The 23,844-nt window shown below is 72.0% G+C and carries 21 protein-coding genes, 1 tRNA gene and 1 other RNA gene; 15 read left to right on the forward strand and 8 right to left on the reverse strand.

Going from position 1 to position 23,844, the window contains the following annotated elements; all coding sequences use genetic code 11:
* Positions 1-8 precede the first annotated feature (8 nt).
* Positions 9-1,916 (reverse strand): propionyl-CoA synthetase, encoded by a 1,908-nt coding sequence (locus ASC58_RS18045; protein ID WP_056915824.1) that lies wholly within the window; start codon positions 1,914-1,916, stop codon positions 9-11.
* A 239-nt stretch (positions 1,917-2,155) separates the two neighbouring features.
* On the opposite strand from ASC58_RS18045, the gene ASC58_RS18050 reads away from it, so the two are divergent.
* A complete protein-coding gene (locus ASC58_RS18050) occupies positions 2,156-2,635 on the forward strand; it encodes a hypothetical protein (protein WP_157598567.1) in 480 nt (159 codons plus the stop codon).
* A gap of 8 nt (positions 2,636-2,643) precedes the next feature.
* Here the strand turns inward: ASC58_RS18050 and ASC58_RS18055 are convergent, their stop codons facing one another.
* The gene (locus ASC58_RS18055; protein WP_157581425.1) at positions 2,644-3,201 is read right to left on the reverse strand and encodes a hypothetical protein; all 558 of its coding nucleotides are present in this window, start codon (positions 3,199-3,201) and stop codon (positions 2,644-2,646) included.
* Between the two features lie 124 nt (positions 3,202-3,325).
* On the opposite strand from ASC58_RS18055, the gene ASC58_RS18060 reads away from it, so the two are divergent.
* The 9 genes from ASC58_RS18060 (at position 3,326) to ASC58_RS18100 (ending at position 14,317) form a co-directional block, all read left to right on the forward strand.
* Positions 3,326-5,152 carry a glycoside hydrolase family 3 protein gene (locus ASC58_RS18060; protein WP_082553435.1) on the forward strand — a complete coding sequence of 609 codons (1,827 nt, stop codon included), beginning with the start codon at positions 3,326-3,328 and terminating at the stop codon, positions 5,150-5,152.
* A gap of 11 nt (positions 5,153-5,163) precedes the next feature.
* Positions 5,164-6,513, forward strand: a complete 1,350-nt coding sequence (locus tag ASC58_RS18065) for an exo-beta-N-acetylmuramidase NamZ domain-containing protein (protein ID WP_056920259.1) — start codon at positions 5,164-5,166, stop codon at positions 6,511-6,513.
* Between the two features lie 18 nt (positions 6,514-6,531).
* Positions 6,532-8,256: a serine hydrolase domain-containing protein gene (locus ASC58_RS18070; protein WP_056920260.1), complete on the forward strand. Its 1,725-nt coding sequence runs from the start codon at positions 6,532-6,534 to the stop codon at positions 8,254-8,256.
* A gap of 29 nt (positions 8,257-8,285) precedes the next feature.
* Positions 8,286-9,173 (forward strand): MurR/RpiR family transcriptional regulator, encoded by an 888-nt coding sequence (locus ASC58_RS18075; protein WP_056915819.1) that lies wholly within the window; start codon positions 8,286-8,288, stop codon positions 9,171-9,173.
* A gap of 70 nt (positions 9,174-9,243) precedes the next feature.
* Entirely contained in the window at positions 9,244-10,254 is a 1,011-nt protein-coding gene (locus ASC58_RS18080) for an N-acetylmuramic acid 6-phosphate etherase (RefSeq protein ID WP_082553436.1), read from the forward strand.
* A complete protein-coding gene (locus ASC58_RS18085; RefSeq protein ID WP_056920261.1) occupies positions 10,251-11,543 on the forward strand; it encodes an extracellular solute-binding protein in 1,293 nt (430 codons plus the stop codon). The genes ASC58_RS18080 and ASC58_RS18085 overlap by 4 nt, the downstream gene beginning before the upstream one ends.
* Positions 11,540-12,439: a carbohydrate ABC transporter permease gene (locus ASC58_RS18090; protein WP_056920262.1), complete on the forward strand. Its 900-nt coding sequence runs from the start codon at positions 11,540-11,542 to the stop codon at positions 12,437-12,439. Before ASC58_RS18085 ends, ASC58_RS18090 begins: the two co-directional genes overlap by 4 nt.
* Complete coding sequence (locus ASC58_RS18095; RefSeq protein WP_056920263.1) at positions 12,436-13,359, forward strand: carbohydrate ABC transporter permease; 924 nt, start codon at positions 12,436-12,438, stop codon at positions 13,357-13,359. The genes ASC58_RS18090 and ASC58_RS18095 overlap by 4 nt, the downstream gene beginning before the upstream one ends.
* Before the next feature lie 13 nt (positions 13,360-13,372).
* Positions 13,373-14,317, forward strand: coding sequence for an N-acetylglucosamine kinase (locus ASC58_RS18100; RefSeq protein ID WP_235529309.1), 945 nt, complete (start codon positions 13,373-13,375; stop codon positions 14,315-14,317).
* A 224-nt stretch (positions 14,318-14,541) separates the two neighbouring features.
* On the opposite strand, the gene ASC58_RS18105 is transcribed toward ASC58_RS18100, so the two are convergent.
* Together ASC58_RS18105 and ASC58_RS18110 are read right to left on the reverse strand one after the other, a co-directional pair.
* Positions 14,542-14,629 (reverse strand) — tRNA-Ser (locus ASC58_RS18105).
* A gap of 41 nt (positions 14,630-14,670) precedes the next feature.
* Positions 14,671-15,132: a DUF3817 domain-containing protein gene (locus ASC58_RS18110; protein WP_056915815.1), complete on the reverse strand. Its 462-nt coding sequence runs from the start codon at positions 15,130-15,132 to the stop codon at positions 14,671-14,673.
* Positions 15,133-15,191: 59 nt separating this feature from the next.
* Here ASC58_RS18110 and ffs point away from each other — a divergent pair.
* Positions 15,192-15,290: signal recognition particle sRNA small type (gene ffs / locus ASC58_RS20785), an RNA gene on the forward strand.
* Positions 15,291-15,428: 138 nt separating this feature from the next.
* On the opposite strand, the gene ASC58_RS18115 is transcribed toward ffs, so the two are convergent.
* Both ASC58_RS18115 and ASC58_RS18120 read right to left on the reverse strand, forming a co-directional pair.
* Positions 15,429-16,841 (reverse strand): hypothetical protein, encoded by a 1,413-nt coding sequence (locus ASC58_RS18115; protein WP_056920264.1) that lies wholly within the window; start codon positions 16,839-16,841, stop codon positions 15,429-15,431.
* Positions 16,838-17,521, reverse strand: a complete 684-nt coding sequence (locus tag ASC58_RS18120; RefSeq protein ID WP_082553437.1) for an ABC transporter ATP-binding protein — start codon at positions 17,519-17,521, stop codon at positions 16,838-16,840. Before ASC58_RS18120 ends, ASC58_RS18115 begins: the two co-directional genes overlap by 4 nt.
* Positions 17,522-17,661: 140 nt before the next feature.
* Here ASC58_RS18120 and ASC58_RS18125 point away from each other — a divergent pair, with 140 nt between their 5' ends.
* From ASC58_RS18125 to ASC58_RS18140, 4 genes are read left to right on the forward strand one after another with little or no spacing between them, the layout of a single operon-like run.
* Entirely contained in the window at positions 17,662-20,022 is a 2,361-nt protein-coding gene (locus ASC58_RS18125; RefSeq protein ID WP_056920265.1) for a DNA polymerase III subunit gamma and tau, read from the forward strand.
* Positions 20,023-20,027: 5 nt separating this feature from the next.
* Positions 20,028-20,558: a hypothetical protein gene (locus ASC58_RS18130; RefSeq protein ID WP_056920266.1), complete on the forward strand. Its 531-nt coding sequence runs from the start codon at positions 20,028-20,030 to the stop codon at positions 20,556-20,558.
* Between the two features lie 26 nt (positions 20,559-20,584).
* On the forward strand, positions 20,585-21,184 hold the full coding sequence (recR, locus tag ASC58_RS18135; RefSeq protein ID WP_056915811.1) for a recombination mediator RecR: 600 nt from the start codon (positions 20,585-20,587) through the stop codon (positions 21,182-21,184).
* Positions 21,177-21,728 carry a DUF5063 domain-containing protein gene (locus tag ASC58_RS18140; RefSeq protein WP_056915810.1) on the forward strand — a complete coding sequence of 184 codons (552 nt, stop codon included), beginning with the start codon at positions 21,177-21,179 and terminating at the stop codon, positions 21,726-21,728. The genes recR and ASC58_RS18140 overlap by 8 nt, the downstream gene beginning before the upstream one ends.
* A 66-nt stretch (positions 21,729-21,794) precedes the next feature.
* Here the strand turns inward: ASC58_RS18140 and ASC58_RS18145 are convergent, their stop codons facing one another.
* A complete protein-coding gene (locus tag ASC58_RS18145; protein ID WP_056915809.1) occupies positions 21,795-22,931 on the reverse strand; it encodes an ABC transporter permease in 1,137 nt (378 codons plus the stop codon).
* Positions 22,928-23,842, reverse strand: coding sequence for an ABC transporter ATP-binding protein (locus ASC58_RS18150; RefSeq protein ID WP_056915808.1), 915 nt, complete (start codon positions 23,840-23,842; stop codon positions 22,928-22,930). Before ASC58_RS18150 ends, ASC58_RS18145 begins: the two co-directional genes overlap by 4 nt.
* Positions 23,843-23,844: the final 2 nt, after the last annotated feature.

Consider the following 23,844-nt stretch of genomic DNA (forward strand, 5'->3'; position numbering starts at 1 on the left):
GCAGGAGGTTAGGTCGCCGGGCGGAGCACGGGTGTCAGCGTCTCAAGGACGCTGGCGTCCTCGATGGTCCCCGGGACGTTCGGGGTCTTCCCGTCGGCGATCTCGCGCATCGTCTTGCGCAGGATCTTGCCCGACCGGGTCTTCGGCAGGGCACCCACGATGTCGACCTGCCGCAGGGAGGCGACGGCGCCCACCTCGTCGCGCACCCGCTGCACGAGCTCGGCGCGGATCCGCTCACCGTCGGCGTCGACGTCCACCCCGGACCGCAGGACGACGAGGCCACGGGGGACCTGGCCCTTGAAGTCGTCGGCCACCCCGATGACCGCGCACTCGGCCACGGCGTCGTGGCCCGCGAGCGCCGCCTCGATGGAACCCGTGGAGAGCCGGTGCCCGGCGACGTTGAGGACGTCGTCGGTGCGTCCCATGACGTAGAGGTAGCCGTCCTCGTCGAGCAGGCCGCCGTCGCCGGTGAGGTAGTAGCCGTCGAACGCCGAGAGGTACCCGGCGACGTAGCGCTCGTCGTCGCCCCAGAGGGTCGGCAGGGTGCCCGGCGGCATCGGCAGCTTCAGGCAGATCGCGCCCTCGGTGCCCGCCGGCACCCGGCGACCCTGCTCGTCGAGCACGTGCACGGCATACCCGGGGGCGGGGACGGTGGGCGAACCCGCCTTGAGCGGCATGGGTTCGAGACCGCGCAGGTTCGAGGCGATGGGCCAGCCGGTCTCGGTCTGCCACCAGTTGTCGACGACTGGGACGCCGAGGCGCTCGGTGGCCCACTCCCACGTGTCGGGGTCGAGGCGCTCGCCGGCCAGGAACACCGTCTCCAGGGAGGAGAGGTCGTGCTGCGCGATCAGGGCTCCCTCGGGGTCCTCGCGGCGGATGGCCCGGTAGGCCGTGGGGGCGGTGAACATCGCCTTCACGCCGTACTTCTCGATCACCCGCCAGAACGCGCTCGCGTCCGGCGTCCCGACCGGTTTCCCTTCGTACAGAACGGTGGTCGCGCCGGTGAGCAGGGGCGCGTAGACGATGTACGAGTGGCCGACGACCCAGCCGACGTCGCTGGCGGTGAACCACGAGTCGCCGGGACCGATGCCGTAGACGTTCTCCATCGACCAGCGCAGCGCGACCGCGTGGCCGCCGTTGTCGCGGACGATGCCCTTCGGGCGCCCGGTGGTCCCCGACGTGTAGAGGATGTAGAGCGGGTCGGTGGCGGCCACCTCGACGCAGTCGGCGGGTTCGGCATCGGCCACGAGCTCGTCCCAGTCGAGCTCCTCCCAGTCCGTGTCGCGCTCACCGACAGATGCGCGGGCTTGCTCGCGCTGCAGCACGATGACCGACTCCGGCTTGTGGCTGCTGCGGTCCAGGGCTGCGTCGAGCATCGGCTTGTACTCCACGATGCGGGTCGGCTCGATGCCGCAGCTGGCGGAGACGATGACGGTCGGCTTCGCGTCCTCGATGCGCGCGGCGAGCTCGGCCGGGGCGAACCCCCCGAAGACGACCGAGTGCACCGCGCCGAGCCGGGCGCACGCGAGCATCGCGACGACCGCCTCGGGGACCATCGGCATGTACACGATGACGCGGTCGCCCTTCTCCACCCCGAGCGAGGCGAGCGCGCCGGCGAACGTCGCGACCCGGTCGAGCAGCGCGGCATACGTGAAGGTCTGGGCGGTGCCGGTCACGGGGCTGTCGTAGTGCAGGGCCGGCTGGTCCCCACGGCCCGCGGCGACGTGCCGGTCGAGGGCGTTGAAGCAGGTGTTGAGCGTGCCGCCGGTGAACCACCGGTAGAACGGCGGCCGGTCGTCGTCGAGCACGCGCGGTGGTGGGGTGATCCAGTCGATGGCCGTCGCGGCGCGACCCCAGAACGCGTCCGGGTCGGCCAGGCTCTCGTCGTATGCCGCGCGGTAGGCCCCGTTGCTCATGGCCCCATCGTGCGTCCCACCGGGCGTTCGCGCCACAGTCGGTCCGCGCCGGTGCGGTGGGAGTGCGCCGCGTCGCGCCGAGCGGTCGGGGTGAGGCCGGCTCGGCCTGCGGTGGGGGATCGTCTGGACGCGTGGCTTACGGCATTTGCATGTTGAGTCAGCCGTTCGGCCGAGGGACGATCGCCCTCCCGAGGTGCTACGACCCGTCGTCCCGGGACCCGAACAGCCTGGAGGCCGCCGTGAAGAGCACCCGAGGTCCTCTCGTCCTCGCCGTCGCAGGCGCCGTGCTCGCCGCGGTCAGCGCAGTGACGGCGCTGGCGGCCAGCCTCGGCGCGCAGGCGCGGGGGAGCGGCGCGTACGGCGTGGTCGCCCACGAGGGGTGGGCGCCCGGCTCGGTGCCGGCGCTGGTGATGCTCGCCGGCCTGCTCCTCGTCGGGGTCGGTGCCGCGCTGCACGACGGCCGCCGACTGCGCGCGACGACGACGCCGCGCACCGCACCGCGGTCCGGGGCCGTTCCCGCCGCACCGCCCGCGACCGTCCGGGTGCCCCCGCCCGTCGGGCCGGTGCGCCCGGTGTACCTCATCACGAGCCTCCCCGAGCGGGTGCTCGCACCCGTCCCGACGCCGCGACCTCGGACCACGCGACCTCGGACCACGCGCCCGCGGCACAGCGCGTCGGGCGCACGGCTCGAGCTGGTCGGGGCCTCCCGCCGGCGCTGAGTCGCAGGTCAGTCCTGCGGCTGGGTGGTGAAGCGGATCCAGGCGGAGGAGTCCCTCTGCCAGAGCAGGACGAGGGCCCAGGCCCCGAGCAGCAGCATGGCCAGGGCGAAGACCCGGGCGAACAGGCCCGCCGTCGGCAGGAGCCCGCCGAAGAACGCCCCGATGGCCACGGGCAGCAGGCCGCAGGCGATCCATCTGCCCCACCTGGAGCCCCTGAGGGTGGTGCGGGCCATGACGAACCACGTGACCGCCGCGATGACCGCCCACACGACGGTGACGGTCAGGCTGATCATGACGACCCGGTCGAGGTCGTCCGCGCCGACGGCTGCCCCCTGGGCGCGGGACTCCCCGGCGAACGCGGCGCGCAGGTCGTTCCGCGTGAGGAACGCCCGGCCGATCTCCAGCAGGCTCAGCACCCCGGCGAACTGCATGACGCGCGAGGCCTCGACGATCGAGCGTGGGGGGACCACCGGACTCCCCGGGCGCCAGACCGGCCGCTCCGGGCGTCGCCCGTCGCCCGCGCCGTCTGCGCTGAGCGCGCCCCGCCACTGGATCTGTCGCGCCATGGCTGCATCATCCCCCACGGGCCAAGACTCGGCAAAGAACTCTTGCCCGGGTTGTCCGGATGTGGGTAAGTTGCAAATCATCGACCTATTGCGTCAATAGTTTACATCTTGCCCAGGAGGCACCATGTCCAGCTCTCCCTTGACCCGCCGGGCCCTCGTGGCCGGCACCGCCGGTGCGGCGCTCCTCGGTTCGCTGGTCGTCCCGGCCGCGGGAGCTGCCACCTCCAGTGGCAACGACCACGGGCCAGGGTGGCAGCACGGCTGGGTCACCTCGACGCTCAAGCGGATGACGCTGGAGGAGAAGGTCGGCCAGCTGTTCATCCAGAACGTCTACGGCAAGGACGCGACCACCCCGGACGCACGCAACATCCCCCTGTACGGCGTCGCGTCGCCGGCGGAGGTGGTGCAGAAGTACCACCTCGGTGGAGTCATCTACTTCGCCTGGACCGACAGCGTCCAGAACCCGCCCCAGATCACGGCCCTCTCGAACGGTCTCCAAAAGGCCGCGCTCACGCAGCCGCACACCAAGGTCCGCATCCCGCTGCAGGTCGCCACGGACCAGGAGCAGGGCGTCGTCACCCGGATCGGGCCCCCGGCGACGCAGTTCCCGGGCTCGATGGCGCTGGGCGCGAGCCGCAGCACCGACGACGCCCGCACCGCCGCGAGGATCACCGGGGAAGAGCTCAAGGCGATGGGCGTCAACACCGACTTCGCCCCTGACTCCGACGTCAACGTCAACCCGCTCAACCCCGTCATCGGCACCCGCTCGTTCTCCTCGAACCCCCAGCTCGCGGCGAGCATGGTCGGCGCGCAGGTGCGCGGCTACCAGGACGACGCCGGCATCTCCTCGTCGGCGAAGCACTTCCCGGGCCACGGGGACACCGCGACCGACAGCCACGTCGCCTTCCCGGTCATCACGCACAGCCGCCAGCAGTGGGAGCAGCTCGACGCCCCGCCGTTCAAGCAGGCCATCGCCGACGGCATCGACATGATCATGACGGCCCACCTCAACTTCCCGGCGCTGGACGACTCCGGGGACCCCGCGACCCTGAGCAAGCCGATCATGACCGGCCTGCTGCGCAAGGAGCTGGGCTACAAGGGCGTCATCGTCACCGACTCCCTCGCCATGCAGGGCGTCCGTGACCTCTACGGCGACCCGGAGGTCGCTGTCCGCGCCCTCTCCGCCGGGGTCGACCAGCTCCTCATGACCCCCGCCATGGACGATGCGTATGCCGCGGTGATCGGTGCCGTCAGGAGTGGCCGGATCAGCCGGGCCGACCTCGACGCCAAGGTGCGCCGGGTGCTCGAGCTCAAGGTCCACCGCGGCATGGTCACCCGCCCCTACGCCGACCCGACCGCCCTCGACCGTGTCGTCGGCACCCGTGCCCACCTCGCCACGGCGGACGCGATCACCAACCGCACCACCACCCTGGTGAAGAACGACGCGGGGACCCTGCCGCTCGCCACCGCGGGCACGAAGGTGCTCGTCACCGGGTATGGCGCGACGACGACGAAGACCCTCGCCGACGGCCTCGCCGCCCACGGGGCGACCACGAGCGTCAAGGAGACCGGCACCTCACCGACCGACGCCCAGATCGCCGGCGCGGTCGCTGCTGCGGCCACGCAGGACGCCGTCGTCGTCACGACGATGAAGGCCTGGGACAAGGCCGTGACCGACCCTCGTGGCGGCCAGCGGAAGCTCGTCGAGCAGCTCGTGTCCACCGGCAAGCCGGTCATCGTGGTCGCCACCCGCGACCCGTACGACATCGCCTACCTGACCGAGGCCTCGACCTACCTCGCGACCTACTCCTACAGCCCGGTCGCAATCCAGGCCGTCGCCCGGGTCATCGCCGGAGAGGTCGCCCCCACGGGCAAGCTCCCGGTCGACATCCCGGCCGCGGGCGACCCCTCGACCGTCCTCTACCCCTTCGGCCACGGCCTGACCTACTGATCGGACGACCGATGTCGCACCAGACCCACCTCAACCGTCGTCAGCTGCTCACGGCCGCCGGCGCAGGAGCCCTGGTCCTGCCGGCCTCGGTGGCCGCTACCGCCGGCGCCGCCACCCCCGCCGCCACCCCCGTGACCGCCGCCGCGACCCCGGCCGGGGCGCCATACCCGAACCGCCCGGTCGCGACGGGGGCCCAGCGGGCCGCCGCGGACGGGTGGAGGGCGCTGGCGGGTCAGAAGGTGGGCATCATCACCAACCCCACCGGCATCCTCACCAACCTGCGCACCATCGTCGACGAGATGCACGAGGCCGGGACGGTCGACATCGTCGGGGTGTTCGGGCCGGAGCACGGGTTCCGCGGGACCGCGCAGGCGGGCGACTCCGAGGGCACGCACACCGACCCGCGCACCGGGCTGACGGTCTACGACGCCTACGGTGCCAACGCCGCGAAGATGGAGCAGCTGTTCCGCGCCGCGGGGGTGGAGACGGTCGTCTTCGACATCCAGGACGCCGGCGCGCGGTTCTACACCTACATCTGGACGATGTACACGGCGATGCGGGCGGCTGTCGCCACCGGTGCGAGGTTCGTGGTACTCGACCGGCCGAACCCGTTGGGCGGCAAGGCCTACGGACCGATGATGACGACGGCGTACACCTCCGGAGTGGGCGCCAAGGAGATCGTCCAGGCCCACGGCATGACCGTCGGCGAGCTCGCGCGGTACTTCGACGGCGAGTTCCTCACCGCCGACGCCGGCGGTCGCGTCAGCGAGCTGTCCGTGGTCGAGGTCTCCGGCTGGCGACGGGACGTGCCGTATGCCGAGACCGGGCTCCCGTGGGTGATGCCCAGTCCCAACATGCCCACGGCCGACACGGCGCTGGTGTACCCGGGGACGGGGATGTTCGAGGGGACCAACCTGTCCGAGGGCCGCGGCACGACCCGGCCCTTCGAGCTCGTGGGGGCGCCCTACGTCGACCACCGGTGGGCGGAACGCCTTGCAGCACGGTCGATCCCGGGCGTCGCCTTCCGCGAGGCGTACTTCACGCCGACCTTCAGCAAGCACCTCAACACCGTCTGTGGTGGCGTGCAGGTGTCGGTGACCGACCCGGCGAGGTTCGACCCGGTGCGCACCGGCGTCGAGATGCTCGTCGCCGCGAAGGCGCTCTACAAGGAGTTCGCGTGGCGGGTGGACAACGACCCGCGCCCCTACTGGATCGACAAGCTGAGCGGTTCCACGAGGCTGCGCGAGCAAGTCACCGCCGGAGCCGGCGCCGACGAGGTGGTCGGCGCCTGGCAGGCAGAGCTGCGCGACTTCGACCGGCGGCGCCGGCAGTACCTCATCTACCGCGGCCCGGCCGCCTGAACCGGACGGTGGACCACCATGCACCTGCGTCCGACCCTGCCCTCGAGCGTGGTGGCCTGCGCGCTCGTCCTGAGTGGTGCCCTCGTGGCCGCACCCGCCGTGGCTGAGGACTTCAGCAAGCCCTCCAAGGGATTCGCCCCACCCAACACCGTGCTGCACGACGCGCCACCGGCCGCGGTCGGGCTCGACCCCGGGCCGGTCGCGATGGCGGTCGACCAGATCCGCGCCCACGAGACGGCGCCGCTGGGCGGCCACCCCATGTACGCGGGCGCGGTCGGCCTGATGGGCCACGACGGCAAGGTCGTCGAGCGGGACGCCAGCGGGTTCGCGCTCAGGTACGCCGACGCGACGACCGAGCTTCCGCGGGACCAGTGGGTCCCCATGCGCGAGGACACCGTGTTCGACCTGGCGTCGGTGTCCAAGCTGTTCACCTCGCTGGCCGTCGTCCAGCTCGTCGAGGAGGGCAAGGTCGCGCTCGAGGCCCCGGTGGCCACCTACCTGCCCGAGTTCGCCGCGGGCGGCAAGGAGGGGGTCACGATCCGTCAGCTGCTCACGCACACGTCAGGTTTCCCGGCCTGGCTGCCGCTCTGGAGCAAGTACCCCGACAAGGCCTCGCGGATCAAGGCCGTCCTGGACCAGCCGCCGACGAACCCGCCGGGTTCCACGTACCTCTACAGCGACCTCAACCTCATCACCCTCGGCGTGGTGGTCGAGAAGCTGCGCGGCAAGCCGCTCGACGAGGTCGTCGCGGAGCGCATCACACGACCCCTGGGCATGCGTGACACGGGCTACAACCCCAGCGACCGGACGCGAACAGCGGCCACCGAGTACCAGACGGCCCCGGCGCGCGGCATGGTCTGGGGCGAGGTGCACGACGAGAACGCCTGGTCCCTCGGAGGTGTCGCCGGCCACGCAGGTGTGTTCTCGACGGTCGACGACCTGGCCGTCCTCAGCCAGGCCCTGCTCAACGGAGGGACCTACAGGGGCCACCGGATCCTGTCGAAGCAGAGCGTCACGTCCCTCATCACCAACTTCAACGGTGACTTCCCGGGAGACGACCACGGCCTCGGGTTCGAGCTCAACCAGCGCTGGTACATGGATGCGCTCTCGGGCCCGCAGACGGCCGGGCACACCGGGTACACCGGCACCTCGATCGTCATCGACTTCGCCTCGCGTTCGTTCGCGATCCTGCTGACCAACCGGGTCCACCCCTCCCGCAGCTGGGGCAGCATCAACCTGGCGCGGCGGGAGTGGGCGGGAGGCCTGGCGCAGGCCATGAGGGTGCGCCCCGCGCACGGTGACACGGCGTGGTTCAGCGGCGCGAAGGACGCGACGACCAGCACGCTCGCGACTCCACCCCTCGAGGTGCCGGCGAGGGGCGGGCGCCTCGGGTTCGACCTCTTCCTCGACACCGAGGAGAGCGACCTGCTCGCGCTCGAACGGTCGACCGACGGCGGGGTGACATGGGCGGCGCTGCCCTTCATGGTCCGCGACCGGGGAGAGACCACCCAGAGCGACGGCGTCGTCTCGGGAAGTGGGGACCGCAGGTGGGTGCAGGCGCGGGCCGACCTCCTCGGCGGGAGCCAGGTCCTGCGGTGGCGCTACACGACCGACGCCGCCTACCTCGGACGCGGTGCCTACGTCGACGACGTGCGGGTGGCCTCGGGCGGCCGGGTCGTGCTGGACGGGGAGAAGACTCCCGGGGACTTCGTCGCGCAGGGCTGGATGCTGGCGTCACGATGACGCAGGAGGCGAAGCCGTACGGTAAGCCCATGCCCCCCCGTGCCGCTGACGCCACCGTGCCGACCGTGCCCCTCCTGGTGCGCCTGCGCGGGATCCGTCCCTCGTTGTCACCGGCGGAGGACCGCGTCGCCGAGCAGGTGCTCGCCGACCCCAGGGCCGCTGCTGCGCTGACGATCAGCGAGCTCGCCGTCTCCGCCCAGACCTCGGAGACGACCGTGCTGCGGTTCTGTCGTCGGCTCGGGCTCCCGGGCTACCCCCAGCTCCGGCTCGGGCTGGCGGAGGAGAGCGCGCAGCCGCGGGCGGGCGGGGCGACCGACACCGACATCAGCGCCAAGGACACGATCGACGACATCATCGCCAAGGTGGCGTTCGTCGACGCCAGCGCGGTCGAGGAGACCGCCCAGCAGCTCGACCGACCCAGCCTCGCCGCCGCGGCGGCAGCCGTGGCGGCCGCGAAGCGCGTCGACATCTACGGCATCGGTGCCAGCGCCATCGTCGGCACCGACCTCCAGCAGAAGCTGCACCGCATCGGGGTCGTGGCCTTCGCCTGGAACGACCCCCACATCGCCCTGACGAGCGCGACCCTGCTGGGCAAGGGGGACGTGGCCATCGGGATCTCCCACTCGGGCACGACCTCGGAGACCATCGAAGCGCTCGACGCAGCCCGGAGCCGGGGTGCGACGACGATGGCGATCACCAACTTCCCGGTGTCCCTGCTCGCGGCTCGCGCGGACCTCGTGCTCACCACGGCTGCTCGCGAGACCAGCCTGCGGTCCGGGGCCACGGCCAGCCGCATCGCGGCGCTGACCGTCGTCGACTGCCTCTACATCGCGGTGGCCCAGCGCAACCTGCCCCGGGCCCGCAAGGCCGTCAAGGAGACCCGGCAGGCGGTGGCCAGCCACCACCTGCGTCAGTGACTCGGCACGGCCTGACTGGTCATTCATTTACGTCGTTGACGCATCGAGCGTAAGAAACTAACCTCACGGTGTGACCAGCGACGTGAGCGTCAGCGCGCCCACCGAGGAGCGCCACCCCGGCAGCACCGCCATCGACACCCAGCCGACCCTGGAGATCCTGCGGCTGCTCAACGACGACGACGCCCGGGTCGCCCCGGCGGTGGCCGAGGTGCTGCCCGAGCTGGCCGTCCTCGTCGACCGGGCCGTCGCCGCCATCAGGACCGGCGGCACGGTGCACTACTTCGGCGCGGGCACCTCCGGGCGGCTCGCCGTCCTCGACGCCGCCGAGCTGCTGCCGACCTTCAACGCCCCCGACGGCCTGTTCGTCGCGCACCACGCCGGAGGCCTCGGCGCCCTCCTGCGTGCGGTCGAGAACGTCGAGGACGACGAGGGTGCCGGTGAGGCGGAGGCCTCGGCCCTCCGCGAGGGCGACATCGCGATCGGCCTCACCGCCTCGGGTCGCACGCCCTTCGTCGGCGGCGCCCTGCGCCGGGCCCGTGAGCTGGGGGCGATCACCGCCCTGGTGACCTCGAACCCGGAGGCCGGCCTCGCGCCATACGCCGACCACCTCCTCGTGGCCCGCACCGGGCCCGAGGTCCTCACGGGCTCGACCCGGCTCAAGGCGGGGACGGCGCAGAAGCTCGTCCTCAACTCGTTCTCGACGGCCGTGATGATCCGGCTCGGCCGGACCTGGTCCAACCTCATGGTCGACGTCGTCGCCACCAACGCCAAGCTGCGTGGTCGCGTGCTGCGCATCCTGCAGGAGGCCAGCGGCGCCGACGAGACCGATGCCCGCCTCGCGCTCGAGGCCGCCGACGGCGAGCTCAAGACGGCCCTGCTGTCGATGCTTGCCGGCACCGACGCGGCCACGGCCCGGCTGGCCATCGCCGACCACCAGGGCTCGGTCGCGAGGGCGCTGGCCGACCTGGTGCCCGGCAGCGCCGCCCTCCTCCAGACCTCCTCCCCGGAACCCACCCCTTCCCCGCGAGATGGCTCCTCGGTATCCGTGGCGCCGAATCCCCTGACAGGAGAACGTTCATGACTCGTCGCACCCACAGGTCCATCGCCTCCGTGGTCGCCCTCGGCGCAGCCCTCGCCCTCACGGCGTGCGCGCCCTCCAGCGGCGGGGACGACTCCGGCGGCGGCAGCGGCGACACCACCCTGAGCGTGTGGTCGTGGCGGGTCGAGGACAAGGCGGCCTACGACACGATCTTCGCGGCCTACGAGAAGGCCCACCCCGGGGTGAAGGTCGACTTCAAGGCGTTCAAGGCCACCGAGTACAACAAGATCCTCGCCACCGGCCTCGCCGGCTCCGACGGCCCGGACGTCCCGCAGGTCCGGTCCTACGGCCAGCTGCAGACGACGGTCGCCTCCGACTCGCTCGTCCCGCTCGACGGAAAGGTCGACCTCTCCGGCTGGGACGAGAACGTCGTCGCCAGCGCCAAGGGCAAGGAGGACGGCAAGATCTACTCCGTGCCGCTCGCCCGCCAGACCACGGTGATGTTCTACAACCAGGACGTGTTCGACAAGGCCGGGCTCGAGGCGCCGACGACCTGGGACGAGTTCATGGCCGCCAACACGAAGTTCGCTGCCGACGGCCTCACGCCGATCGCGGTGGGGGCCAAGGACGACTGGACCCTGCCGATCGTCCACGAGGTCCTCGCGGCGCCGCGCTTCGGTGGCAAGGCGTTCCAGGACGAGGTCACCACGGGGTCCAAGGACTTCACCGACCCCGACTGGGTCGCGTCGGTCAAGGTCGTCAAGGACCTCGAGAAGTTCATGCCGAAGAACGTCACGGGCGTCGCCATCACGGACGCGCAGACGCTCTTCACGGCGGGCAAGGCCGCCATGCTGCCGGGTGGGTCCTACGACCTCGCGGTGCTGCAGAAGGCGAACCCCGCGATGAAGATCGGGGTCTTCCAGGTGCCCCCGCCCCCGGGGTCGCCCAGCGGGGCCACGGCCACGACGGCCGGCTGGGCCGACGGCAACTTCGCGGTCTCCAAGAAGTCGAAGAACCAGAAGGCCGCCACCGACCTCGTCACGTGGATGTCGACCAAGGAGTTCGGCCAGATGGTCGCCGACGACGTGAAGCAGATCTCGGCCGTCCCCGGCGTCGAGTACAAGGACCCGCTGCTCAAGCAGATGAGTGAGAACTACGTGAAGTCCGGCTCGCCGTACCTGCTGCTCACGGACTTCCGCTACGGCTCGCCGTCCGGCACGGACCTGCTCGGCAAGGGCATCCAGCAGCTCCTGCTCGGTGGCAAGGACGCGTCCGCGGTGAGCAAGGAGCTCGACACCGGCGTAAAGACCTGGTTCAAGCCGGCCGCGTGAGACGTCGTACGGGGCTGCTGTTCGTCCTCCCCGCCCTGCTGCTGTTCGGGGTGTTCGTGCTCTACCCGATGGCGACGGCGTTCTCCTACGCCTTCTTCGAGTGGCGGGGCACGGCGCGCGGAGCGTTCGCGGGCCTGACGAACTTCCGCACGCTGTTCACCAGGGCGCCGTTCACGACGGACCTGCCGCGAGCGCTGCTGCACAACGTGCTGTTCTTCGGCGGGACGATGGTGTTCCAGAACACCATCGGCCTCGGCGTCGCGTTCCTGCTGCACCGTCGGGCCCGGACCCGCCGGCTGCTCCAGACGCTCTACGCCATGCCCTACCTCGTCAGCCCGATCGTCATCGGCTACCTCTGGACGCTCCTGCTCTCGCCGACCTTCGGCCCGGTCAACCAGCTGCTGACGAAGATCGGCCTCGAGTCGTGGGCCCTTCCCTGGCTGGGCGACCCCAAGACCGCCCTGTGGGTGGTGGTGCTCGTGAGCGTGTGGCAGTGGATCGGCTTCCCCGTCCTCCTGTATGGCGCCGCGCTGGGTGGGGTGCCCGAGGAGCTCACCGAGGCTGCTCGTGTCGACGGGGCGAGCCACCGCCAGGCGTTCTTCAAGGTGACCCTGCCGTTGCTGGTCCCGGCGATCGGCACGGTGTCGGTGCTGACGTTCATCTTCGCCATGGAGGCGTTCGCGCTCCCGTACGCGTTCGGCGGGTCGACCGGAAACCCGGCGGGCTCGACGGACTTCGTGTCGCTGCTGTTCTACCGGACTGCCTTCGACTCCGGCTCGATCGACGCCATCGGCAGCTCGTCGGCGCTGGCGACCCTGTTGTTCCTCGTCATCTTCGGTGGCGCCCTGGGCGCCACCTCGGTCCTGCGTCGCCACGAGCGGAGGATCACCGTATGAGCGTCGTCGTCCCGCCCGTGGCCTCCACCGACCGTGAGGGCCCGGTGCTGGCCCAGCCACGCGGCCCGCGCGGCGGCCGTGGTGCCCGGGCTGGCTCCGGCGGCAAGCCGGTCGGGGGCACGACGGCGACCGTGGTGCTGTGGCTCTATGCCGCGATCGCCCTGGTCCCCCTGCTGCTCATGGTCCTCAGCTCGTTCCGGACCAACGCCGACCTCATCACCGACCCGTTGGGCCTGCCGTCGCCGATCTCGACGCAGAGCTACGAGGAGGCGTGGACCACCGGCAACTTCGCCACCTACTTCGGCAACTCGTTGCTCGTCACGGTCGGCGCGGTGGTGCTGTCGACCACGGTCTCGACGATGGCGGCCTACGCGCTCGCCCGCGTTCGGTCGAGAGCCTTCCGCTGGCTCGAGTCCCTGTTCCTGTCCGGGCTCATGCTCCCGATCCACCTCGCGATCCTGCCGATCTTCTACCTGTTCGACGGCCTCGGGCTGATCGACTCCCGGATGGGGCTCGCGCTGATGTACGGCGCGTCCGGGGTGCCGTTCTCGATCTTCGTGCTGACGACGTTCTTCCGGCAGCTGCCCGAGGAGCTCGAGGAGGCCGCCGCCCTGGACGGTGCCTCGCCGTGGCAGACGTTCTGGCGCGTCATGGTCCCGCTCGTGCGTCCGGCGCTGGCGACCGTCGCCGTCTTCCGCTTCGTGCCGATCTGGAACGACTTCCTCTTCCCGCTCGTGCTGCTGCGCCGCGAGGAGAAGTACACGCTGCCCGTCGGGCTCACCACCTTCTTCGGGGAGAACGCCACCAACTACTCGGCCGTGTTCGCGGGGCTGGTCATCACGACGATCCCCCTGATCCTGTTGTTCCTCCTCGCGACCAAGCAGATCGTCGCCGGATTGACCGCCGGCATGTCGAAGTGATCCCATCGCGGGCGTGAGCACCCTGGGCCGCGCGACGGTCGCGGCCGTGGACATCGGCGGTTCCGGCCTGCGCGTCCAGCTCTCGCACGGCACCGAGCCCGGTCCGGTCCGCACCGCCCCCGGCGTGCGGATCCAGCCGGGCGGGATCGACGTGTCTGCTCTGGCCGTGGCGGCCCGGGCGCTGGTGGCCGACGAGCTGCCCATGCAGGATCCGGACGTCGTCGTCTGGTCGATGCGGGGTCTGCTGTTCCTCGCCGACCGCACGGAGGTGATGCGGATCGTGCGCTCGTCGTTCGGTGCTCGTCGCACGGTGGTGGTCAGCGATGCCGTGGCCAACCTCGTGGGGGCGCTCGACGGGCTGCGTCCCGGCGCGGTCGTCGCCGCCGGGACCGGGGCGGTCGCCTTCGGCACCGACTTCGACGAGACGTGGTGCCGGGTCGACGGCTGGGGGCACGTGCTCGGCGACGTGGGTTCGGGGGCCTGGCTGGGGCTGGAGGGCCTGCGGGCGGCGTTGCGGTCCTCCGACGGGCTGCCGTCCGGGTCGTCCGCCCTGCTGGATGCGGCTCGTCCCTCCTTCGGCGAGCCGACCACCTGGCCCCGGCAGGTGATGAACGCTCCTGACGCCCCCGAGCGGCTGGCTGGCTTCGCCCCGGCGGTGGCTGAGGCGGCGACCGACGGTGACCCGGTGGCGACCGCGCTCTGCGCCCACGCGGGGGAGGGACTCGCCGATGCCTTGGGGGCTGCGGCCTCCGGGCTGCCCGACCCCGTCCTGGTCGCCACCGGGGGAGTCCTCGCGGCCGTGCCTGTGCGGACGGCCCTCGAGCGGCGGCTCGCCCGCGACGGACGGGTCCTCGCACCGGCGCTGGGTGGGGCGCTCGACGGGGCCCGGTTGCTCGGCACCCACCTGCTGGAGGCGGGCAGCCTGCCCGCGCACGCGGCATACCTGCTCGTCGACTGACCGGGTCGACGTGGACGCGCCGGGAACCACCGGCGTGTTCACATCGAACCGGGGCCGGGGCATGAGAAAGGGCCCCTCGCATGCTCGGGGCCCTACTCGTGTGGCGGAGGATAGGGGAGCCGCCTTCGCGGCCGGCTCGTTCCTCGCCGCCCGCTCAGGCTCCCGTCATCACCTACCCACCGCCAAAGAGAAAGACCCCCACGCAAGCTTGGGGGTCATCTCTGTGGCGGAGGATAGGGGATTCGAACCCCTGAGAGCTTTCACTCAACACGCTTTCCAAGCGTGCGCACTAGGCCACTATGCGAATCCTCCGCGGGCGAGGCTACACGGGCGGGGGCCCTGTCCTGAAATCGTCAGCTGGAGGAGCTCGCAGGGGGCCCGACGAGCAGCGCGACGGTGGTCAGGGCAGCCACGGCGAGGAGGGCGACCGCGACCGCCGCGACCGGTCGGGCGAGCATCCATGCCTGCACCTTCTCCGGCACCGAACGCGGGGACTCGCCGCCCCGCGCCAGGCGCCAGCCGCCCTCGAGCCGGCCGCGCCGCTCGGCCCGGCGGTCGAACCACACCGTCATGAACGGCGGCACCGCGCTCACCAGGCCGAGCAGGGTGAGGCGGGCCGACCAGCGCTGGTTGACCGCGACGAACACCGTGGTGAGGCAGTAGGCGATGAACACGACGCCGTGCACCATGCCGAACACCTGCACACCGAGCTCGGTCGTCCTCGTGCCGTACTTGAGGACCATGCCCGTGAGCAGCAGCGCCCACGTGACGGCTTCGGCGACGGCGAGACGGCGGAACAGCACGAGCGGAGTCATGGGCACCAGTGTCGCAAGAGGGGATTGGCTGCCACGGCACGGCCCCGTCTACACTTGTCGCAGGCACCCCGCGTGGTGGTACCTCTCCGAACTCCCCCAGGGCAGGAATGCAGCAAGGGTAGGAGAGCTCTTCCAGGTACGCGGGGTGTCCCTTTGTCGTTCCGGCCCCGTCGGCGAACCGCAAAGCGGGTGTCGTTCGGGAAAGCCCCCACAAATAACTGCCGTCCTGCCGAGCAACTCCCGCTTTGCCGGCGCGGCGCAGCGGCGTTCGCCCCGTGCGGTGGTGGGGCCGGGGGTCAGGCGCGATGGGCCTCGTCGAGGAGGCGGACGCGGCGCCGGCCGAACATGACGGCGGCGTATGACGCGAGCACCAGGACCATGAAGGCGTTCGTCAGGCTCGAGCGGGTGAGCAGCGCCGTCGCGGCCACGCCGCCGATCAGCGCGAGCAGCAGCGGCCGGGAGTACCAGAACCCGACGGAGATCACGGCCGAGCCGGGGGAGAACAGGGTCACCGGCGGCAACCCGCGGAACGCCGCCATGAGGTGTGTCCCGGCGACGAGCGCGGTCATCGCCACCGGCCAGAAGATCGCGGCGGGGCCGGCCGACGAGGTGGTCTCGACGACCACGCCGCAGACCACGGCCACCGCGGCGAACATCGCCGACGGGGTGATGAGGTGCGCCAGGGCCTCCTCGCCGAACGGCAGCCCGATCAGCGCCGGTGTCCCGGCGTTGTCGCCCTGCAGGCGCATGCCCTCGGACCAGGCGCCGTACCCGAGGTAGGCGGCCAGCACGCCGGCGAAGGCGACGATGTTGGGCACCCCGGGGGTCGTCGAGTGCGCCAGCGCCCAGCAGCCGGCAGTCGACAGGACGAGGCCGACGACGAACGTGCCGGGTGAGCGGCGCAGGCCGAGCAGGTCGCGCTCGGCGACCACCGTGACCCGTCCGCGGGCCCGCAGCCGGGTCCGGCGCAGGCGGGTGCTCGGTGCGGCGACGTCGAGGCGGGCTGCCCGCAGGTCGCCGGCGAGGACCGCCCCGCCCATGGTCACGGCGCGTGCCGACTGGGTGCGCAGGCCGACGTGGTGCAGGGCCCGCAGCGAACGACGGCCACGCAGCACGGTGGCCGGACCGCGGTCGCCGGTGGGCCACGAGCGCACCTGCCCCCAGAGCCAGGCACCACCCAGCGCGAGGCCGACGACGAGGCCGCCCAGGGTCGTCGGCAGCAGCACGACGACCGGTGCGATACCGGCAGACACCATCCCGGTGCCGACGACGGCACCGGTGAGCAGGCCCAGGACCAGGCAGCCGGCGAGGCTGATCCGCCACCAGCGCCGGAGCACGACCGCGCGGTCGAGGGCGCTGGAGGCGACGTGGTCGAGGTAGGGCAGGTCGGGCACGACGGGGCCGCGGACCGACCCGAGCCGGTACCCCAGGAGCAGCACCCCCACGACGATCCCCCCGACGACCAGGACGCCCTGGACACCGGTCAGGTGGCGGGACAGCCACTGCGGGTCGACGAACTTGAAGAACGCGCGCGACGCGGGCACGCCGTAGACGAGGGAGGCGATGACGGCGACGTAGGCGGCATACACGGCGTTGCCGTTGCCCTGCTCGGGCAGGCCGCCACGGATGACCTTGCGCGCCTGGGTGAGGCGACCTTCGTCCGTCGTGGGGCCGCTCGCCCCGGCGACCGCGTCGTCCCGCTCGCTCATGCGCCCGCGACGTCGACGACGCGGTCGGCGATCGCCTCGGTCATCACGGGGTCGTGGCAGGCGATCACGAGCGTCGCGCCCGCGGCCTTGCGCTCGACGAGGATCCGGGTGAGCAGCTCGCGCTTGTGGGTGTCGAGGCGCTGCTCGGGCTCGTCGAGCAGCAACACCGTCGACGGCCGGAACAGCACCATCGCCAGGTGGAACAGCTGCTGCTGACCCGAGGACAGCTCGTGCGGGAACCGTTCCGACAGGTGGTCGATCTCCAGCGTCTCGAGGAGCGCGTCGGCCCGCTCGTCCGCGGTGGAGATCTGCCCGCCCCACGTGGAGTCGATGAGGACGAGGTGGTCGATGACGGTGAGGTCGCGGTATGCCGTGGGGGCACCCACGAGCGACGCCACCCCGGCGCGCGTGGCCGGGTCGCGCTCGTCGAGCGGGGCACCGTTGAAGGTCGCCGAGCCCACGGACGGCTCGAGCGCGCCCGCGAGGATGCGCAGCAGGGTCGTCTTGCCGCTGCCGTTCTCGCCGCGCAGGACGACGCACTGACCGGCCTTGGCCCTGAGGTCGATCGGCGCCAGCAGCACCGAGCCCTCGATGTCCTTGCCGGCGCCCTTGACCTCGAGGACGAGCGGGTTCGCCTTCGTCTTCGGGGTGGTCGTGCCCTGCTTGCCTCGCGCAGCCATGGATCTCCTGTCGTCGCCGACAGTCTGGCACCGGCTCCACGTCAGGGCTCGCAGGGTCGTCGAGGAGGGCCGGGCGGTGGCGGCGGACGCCCTCCGGCGGCCGCTGTGCCGTGTCAGGTGGGCCGACTAGGGTTCCGATCGTGAGCACCGCCCTGTACCGCCGCTACCGGCCCGAGTCCTTCGCCGACGTCATCGGTCAGGAGCACGTCACGGAGCCGCTCATGCAGGCGCTGCGCACGGGGCGCGTCAACCACGCCTACCTGTTCTCCGGCCCGCGCGGCTGCGGCAAGACGACCAGCGCCCGCATCCTGGCCCGCTGCCTCAACTGCGAGCAGGGCCCGACGCCCGACCCGTGCGGCGCCTGCGACTCGTGCGTGGCGCTGGCCCGGGGCGGCTCCGGCTCGGTCGACGTCATCGAGATCGACGCGGCCAGCCACGGTGGTGTCGACGACGCCCGAGACCTGCGCGAGCGCGCGTCCTACGGCCCGGCCCAGAGCCGCTACAAGATCTACATCATCGACGAGGCCCACATGGTCACGCCGCAGGGCTTCAACGCCCTGCTCAAGATCGTCGAGGAGCCGCCGGAGCACGTGAAGTTCGTCTTCGCGACGACCGAGCCCGAGAAGGTCATCGGCACGATCCGCAGCCGCACCCACCACTACCCGTTCCGCCTCGTCCCGCCGGGCCAGCTCTCCGACTACATGCAGAAGCTGTGCGCCCAGGAGGAGGTCGCGGTCGCCCCGGGCGTCCTGTCCTTCGTGACCCGCGCCGGCGGTGGCTCGGTGCGTGACTCCCTGTCCGTGCTCGACCAGCTCATCGCCGGCTCGACCGACGAGGGCCTCACCTACGAGAGCGCCGCGGCCCTGCTCGGGTTCACCGACGGCGAGCTGCTGGACGCCACCATCGACGCCTTCGCCGTGGGGGACGCGGCCGGGGTGTTCCACCAGGTCGACCGCGTCATCGAGACCGGGCTCGACCCCCGCCGGTTCGTGGAGGACCTGCTGGAGCGGCTGCGCGACCTCATCGTCGTGGCCGCCATCCCCGACGGCGCCTCGTCCGTGCTGCGCGGGGTGCCCGAGGACCAGCTCGAACGCATGCGCGAGCAGTCGGCGGCCTTCGGCAGCGGCGCCCTCTCCCGGGCCGCCGACATCGTCAACGCCGGCCTCACCGAGATGACCGGTGCCACCGCGCCCCGCCTCCAGCTCGAGCTGATCTGCGCGCGCGTCCTGCTGCCGGGGGCCTCCGGCGAGAGCGGGTATGCCGCGCGGCTCGACCGCCTCGAGCGTCGCCTCGACGTCGAGGGCGTCCCCTCCGGTGCCGCCCGGCCGCAGGTGCCGGTCCAGCCGGTGGCGTCCGCGGCTCCCGCCCCGGCAGCCGAGCCGAGCGCCCCAGCCGCACCGACCCAACGCCCCGAGACACCGCCGTACGCGCCGCCCACCATGGCCACGCCGGTCGTCGAGCAACCGGCCGCGCCGACCCGGACGGACGAGCCGACGGACCGAGGCGCCGAGCCGGAGCGCCGGGGCGTGGAGCCGGAGCATCGGGATGCCGAGCCGCCGACCGGGACCGCCGATCCGGTCGCGCCCGAGCCGGCGCAGCCGTCGCCGGCGCAGGCCGGGCCGTCGCAGCCGTCGCAGGCCCAGCCCCCTCAACCGCCCACGACCACATCGGCGACCACACCGGCCGTGGAGCAGGACCAGCCCCAGCCCGAGCGCGCGCCCACGGGCGGCATGGACACCGCGGCGATCCGCCGGGCCTGGCCGGACATCCTCGGCTGGATCTTCAAGCACAAGCGCACCACGTGGACGCTGCTGTCCGAGCACGCGACGGTGCACGAATTCGACGGGCGCCGGGTGGTGCTCGGCATCTCCACCGTCGGCATCGCCAACACGTTCCGCCACGGCCCGCACGCCGATCTCGTCCGGCAGGCCCTGATCGACGTCCTCGGTGTGGATGCCCGGGTCGAGGGCATCCCCGTGCCCGACGCCCGGCTGGCTGCCCCCAGCGGGGAGTCGCACCCGGTGGTCGGTCCCGAGGAGACCTCGCGCGGCTTCCACGACCAGGGGGCAGGTGGCTCCGGGAGCACCGGGTCCGCCGCGGGGGCCACCCCCGGTCGCGGTGCGGGCGGAGGTTCCTCCGACGCCGGTGGGCGCGCTGCCACGGCATACGCCGCGAGCGGTGCCGTCGCACCCTCGCCCGCACCCGAGTCCGGCGACGGTGGCTGGGCCAGCGCACCGGCGGCGCCGGGCAGCGGTCCGAGCTGGGCCACCGAACCGGCCCCGGGAGCGCAGCCCATCGCCGTGGTCCCGGCGGCGCCGGGGTCCCTGCTGGCGCGGGCCAAGGCGGAGGTCGCGGCGGAGGAGCCCGAGCGGACGCCCGACACCTACATCGCCGACGACAGCGCTGCCAGCGACGACGACGAGGACATCGAGGCCGTGGGCGACGTGGGGCGGCCGGTGATCGAGCGACTCCTCGGCGGCAAGGTCATCGACGAGGGCTGACCACCGTGCTCACCCGACCCACTCCCGCCGAACGCAGCGCCACCCTCCCCGGTGACGAGCTGGTCGACGCGGACGTGGTCATGGACCGCGCCTTCAGCCTCCCCGCACCACCCGAGGCGGTCTGGCCGTGGCTGGTGCAGCTCGGCAAGCGCCGTGCCGGGTGGTACTTCCCGGCCCTGCTCGAACGCGCCATCCCGCCGGCCAGGCGAGGCCTGCGACACCTCGACGCACAGCACCTCGACCTCGCCGAGGGCGACGTGATCCCCGACTGGGGTGGGCGCGACGCGACGTTCACCGTGGCCTCGATCGACCCGCCCCACCACCTGCTGCACACCTCCACCCGCGGCCGCACCCACCTGACGTGGTGCCTGCGGCTGACCGCCGAGGGGAAGGGTGGCAGTCGCCTGCACCTGCGGCTGCGGATGGCCCCGGTCAAGCACCCGGTCCTGGCTGCCCGGCTGGGCGGCCTGGTCGACCAGCTCACGGTGATGGGTCTGGCCGGTGGGCTCCGCGAGCGCGTCCGGTCCGGTGGCTGACACCCGCAGGGCATAGGCTCACGGATGTGTACGAAGGTGTGGTCCAGGACCTGATCGACGAGCTCGGCCGGCTTCCCGGCGTGGGCCCCAAGAGTGCTCAGCGGATCGCCTTCCACCTGCTGCAGTCCGACGCCGTCGACGTGACGCGCCTGGTCGACTCGATCACCGAGGTCAAGGCCCGGGTGCGGTTCTGTGCGACCTGCGGCAACGTCGCGGAGGGCGAGCAGTGCAGGATCTGCGCCGACCCCCGCCGCGACGGGACCGCGATCTGCGTCGTCGAGGAGCCCAAGGACGTCGTCGCCGTCGAACGCACCCGCGAGTTCCGCGGCCGGTACCACGTGCTCGGGGGCGCGATCAGCCCGATCGAGGGCGTCGGTCCTGACGACCTGCGCATCAAGGAGCTGATGACCCGCCTCGCGTCCGGCGAGGTCACCGAGGTCATCATCGCCACCGACCCCAACCTCGAGGGCGAGGCGACCGCGAGCTACCTCGCGCGGTTCCTGCGCCCCATGGGCCTGAAGGTCACCCGCCTCGCCTCGGGCCTGCCCGTGGGTGGCGACCTGGAGTATGCCGACGAGGTCACCCTCGGTCGGGCGTTCGAAGGAAGGCGGTTGCTCGATGTCTGACGACCTGCGGATGCTGGCCGACGAGTCGGCCAACGACGCCAGGCACTACCTCGCGACGGTGACCGAGGTCGCCTCGGGCGCGGCACCCGACGCGGCGATCCCCATGACGCTGCTCGCGCTGTCGCAGGCGCTGGTCATGGGCACGCGCCTCGCCGCGATCCAGGACATCGTCCCGGCCGAGCGCTTCGAGGCCGACACGACCGACCCCGAGCTCGACCCGCTGCGCACCGGGTTCGCCAACCTCTTCGAGGGCCTCGACGAGTACGCCGACCTCGTCGACCCGGTCACCTCGGCCGAGCTGACCACGGGGTCGTTGTCCAACGACATCACCGTCGTCGCCGGGGCGCTCGCCCACGGGCTGCGCCACCACGACGCGGGCCGGCTGTCCGAGGCGCTCTGGTGGTGGCAGTTCAGCTACCTGTCCGACTGGGGCGAGCGGGCGGCCGCCGCCCTGCGCGTGCTGCAGTCCCTGCTCGGCCACATCCGGCTCGATGCCGACGAGGAGACCATCTCCGAAGCCGAGTTCGACGCGCTTCACCCCTGAGGGCCACGCGCTTCGGAGCTGGTCCCCGAAGCCGAGTTCGACGCGCTGCACCCCTGAGGCCGCAGCTCAGGCGATGCGGGTGCCGTTCGGCAGCCGTCGGATGGGCGTCCGGAGACGGCGCCCGGCGACCACGGCCGCACCGCTGCCGGCGACCAGCAGGAATGCGAGCCCGTACGGCCATACGGGGGCCGTCTTCAGCGCGTTCTCCGACGGGTCGGTGAATCCGGTGTCCCCGGTGTTGGTGAGCATCGCGCACTCGTCGGTGGCCTGGGCGCTGGGCCCGTTGCGCGCCGACCGGGCACCGAGGCTGATCCACCGCAGCGGGGTGAAGCCGGAGGAGTACTGGTCGCCGCGCTTGCGGGGCTCCGAGGGCGCCGCGTCGGCGACGACGACGAAGGGGTTGAGCGGCAGCATCCACCAGATCCGCTCGGTGTGGGCCAGGGTCACGGTGCGGGTGAAGGTCGTGCAGTCCGCCGGGGTGGGTTGCCCTGCCTTGTTCAGCTGGTCGATCTGTTCCGGCGTCAGGGTGGGGTCGGCCGGGTCGACCGCCGGCGGCTGGTGCGTCTCGTACCAGTTGTCGGGGATCCCGAACACCTGGATCTTCTCCTCGCCGGTGACGAGGAAGGCCGACAGGGCGAAGCCGATGGTCGTGCCGAACACCAGGGCGCCCATCGTGAGGTAGGTCAGCACGGCCGAGGCGATGGGACGCGCGGTGAGGGTCGAGAACATCAGGCCCAGGGCGCAGACCACGGCGAGCACGAGCATGAGCACGACAACGGACAGGGCGATCTTGTCGCCGCGGACCCCACCCTCGAACCACGCCCACGCCATGAACGGCATCGCCGTGACGAGGAAGGTCATCGAGATGACCCAGGCCGCCACGAGCTTCCCCATGACGATGTCCCAGTGCGTGAGCAGGGTCGTCTGCAGGGTGGCCAGCACGCCGTGCTCACGGTCGCCGTTGACGGACGTGGCCGTCAGCGAGGGCACGATGAGCATGGCCAGGCCGAGCACGAAGAAGATGACGATGTCGTACATCGACTCGCCCGACCGCAGGTCGGCGTCGTTCGTCGCCCAGTAGGACAGGAACGCCACGAGCGCGATGATCGCGACCCACACGGCCAGCACGATCGGCCACTTCGACGTGCGGACCCGTTGCCGCAGCTCGAGGGTGGCGACCGTCATCATCCCGTCCCAGCTCATCGCCGGTCCTCCGTCGCTGCGAGGTAGGCGGTCTCGAGGGCTCCCTGGCTGGGGGCGAACGTCGTGACCCGGATGCCGTCACGCACCACGTCGGCGAGCAGCCGGGCCGCGTTCTCCTCGCCGGACACCTCCACCTCGGTGAGGCCGCCGCCGACGCGGCGGGCCGGGACGTGGTGGTCGGCGAGCCAGTCCGTGAGCCGGGACAGGTCGAGGGAGTCGATGCGCCACGAGGCGGTGCCGGTCGACACGAAGTCGTCGTCGAGCCGCTGGGTCTGCAGGCTCCGGCCCCGGGCGACGATGACCGCCCGGTCGGCGACCTCCTGGAGCTCGGTGAGGATGTGGCTCGACACGAGCACCGTCTTGCCCTGCGCCGCCAGGGCGCGCAGGACGTCGCGCAGCTCGATCCGGCTGCGGGGGTCCAGACCGGAGGCGGGCTCGTCGAGCAGCAGCACGCTCGGGTCGTTGATCAGCGCGCGGGCCAGTCCGAGGCGCTGCTTCTGACCCCGGGACAGGACCCGCGCGCGCCGGTCGCCGAGGTCCTCGAGGTGCACCGTCGCGAGCAGCTCCTGGGTGCGGGCGCGGGCCCGGTCCGGGGGGATCCGGTATGCCGCGGCGACGGTGTGCAGGACCTCCCTCACCGTGAGCGCGTCCCAGGTGCCGAACCCGTCGGGCATCCAGCCGATGCGCGCGCGGACCTCGGTGGGTTGCGTGACCGGGTCGAGCCCGTCGATGCGGATCGCTCCCTGGTCGGGGACGAGCAGCGTCGCGAGCATGAGCAGCAGCGTCGTCTTGCCGGAGCCGTTGGGGCCGATCAGCGCGGTGACCTCGCCCGGTGCGGCGGTGAGGCTGATGCTGTCGACCGCGAGGACGTCGCCGAACGCGCGGCGGACCCCCTGAACCTCGATGGTCATGG

The sequence above is a fragment of the Phycicoccus sp. Root101 genome, assembly GCF_001426245.1.
Taxonomy (GTDB): Bacteria; Actinomycetota; Actinomycetes; order Actinomycetales; family Dermatophilaceae; genus Pedococcus.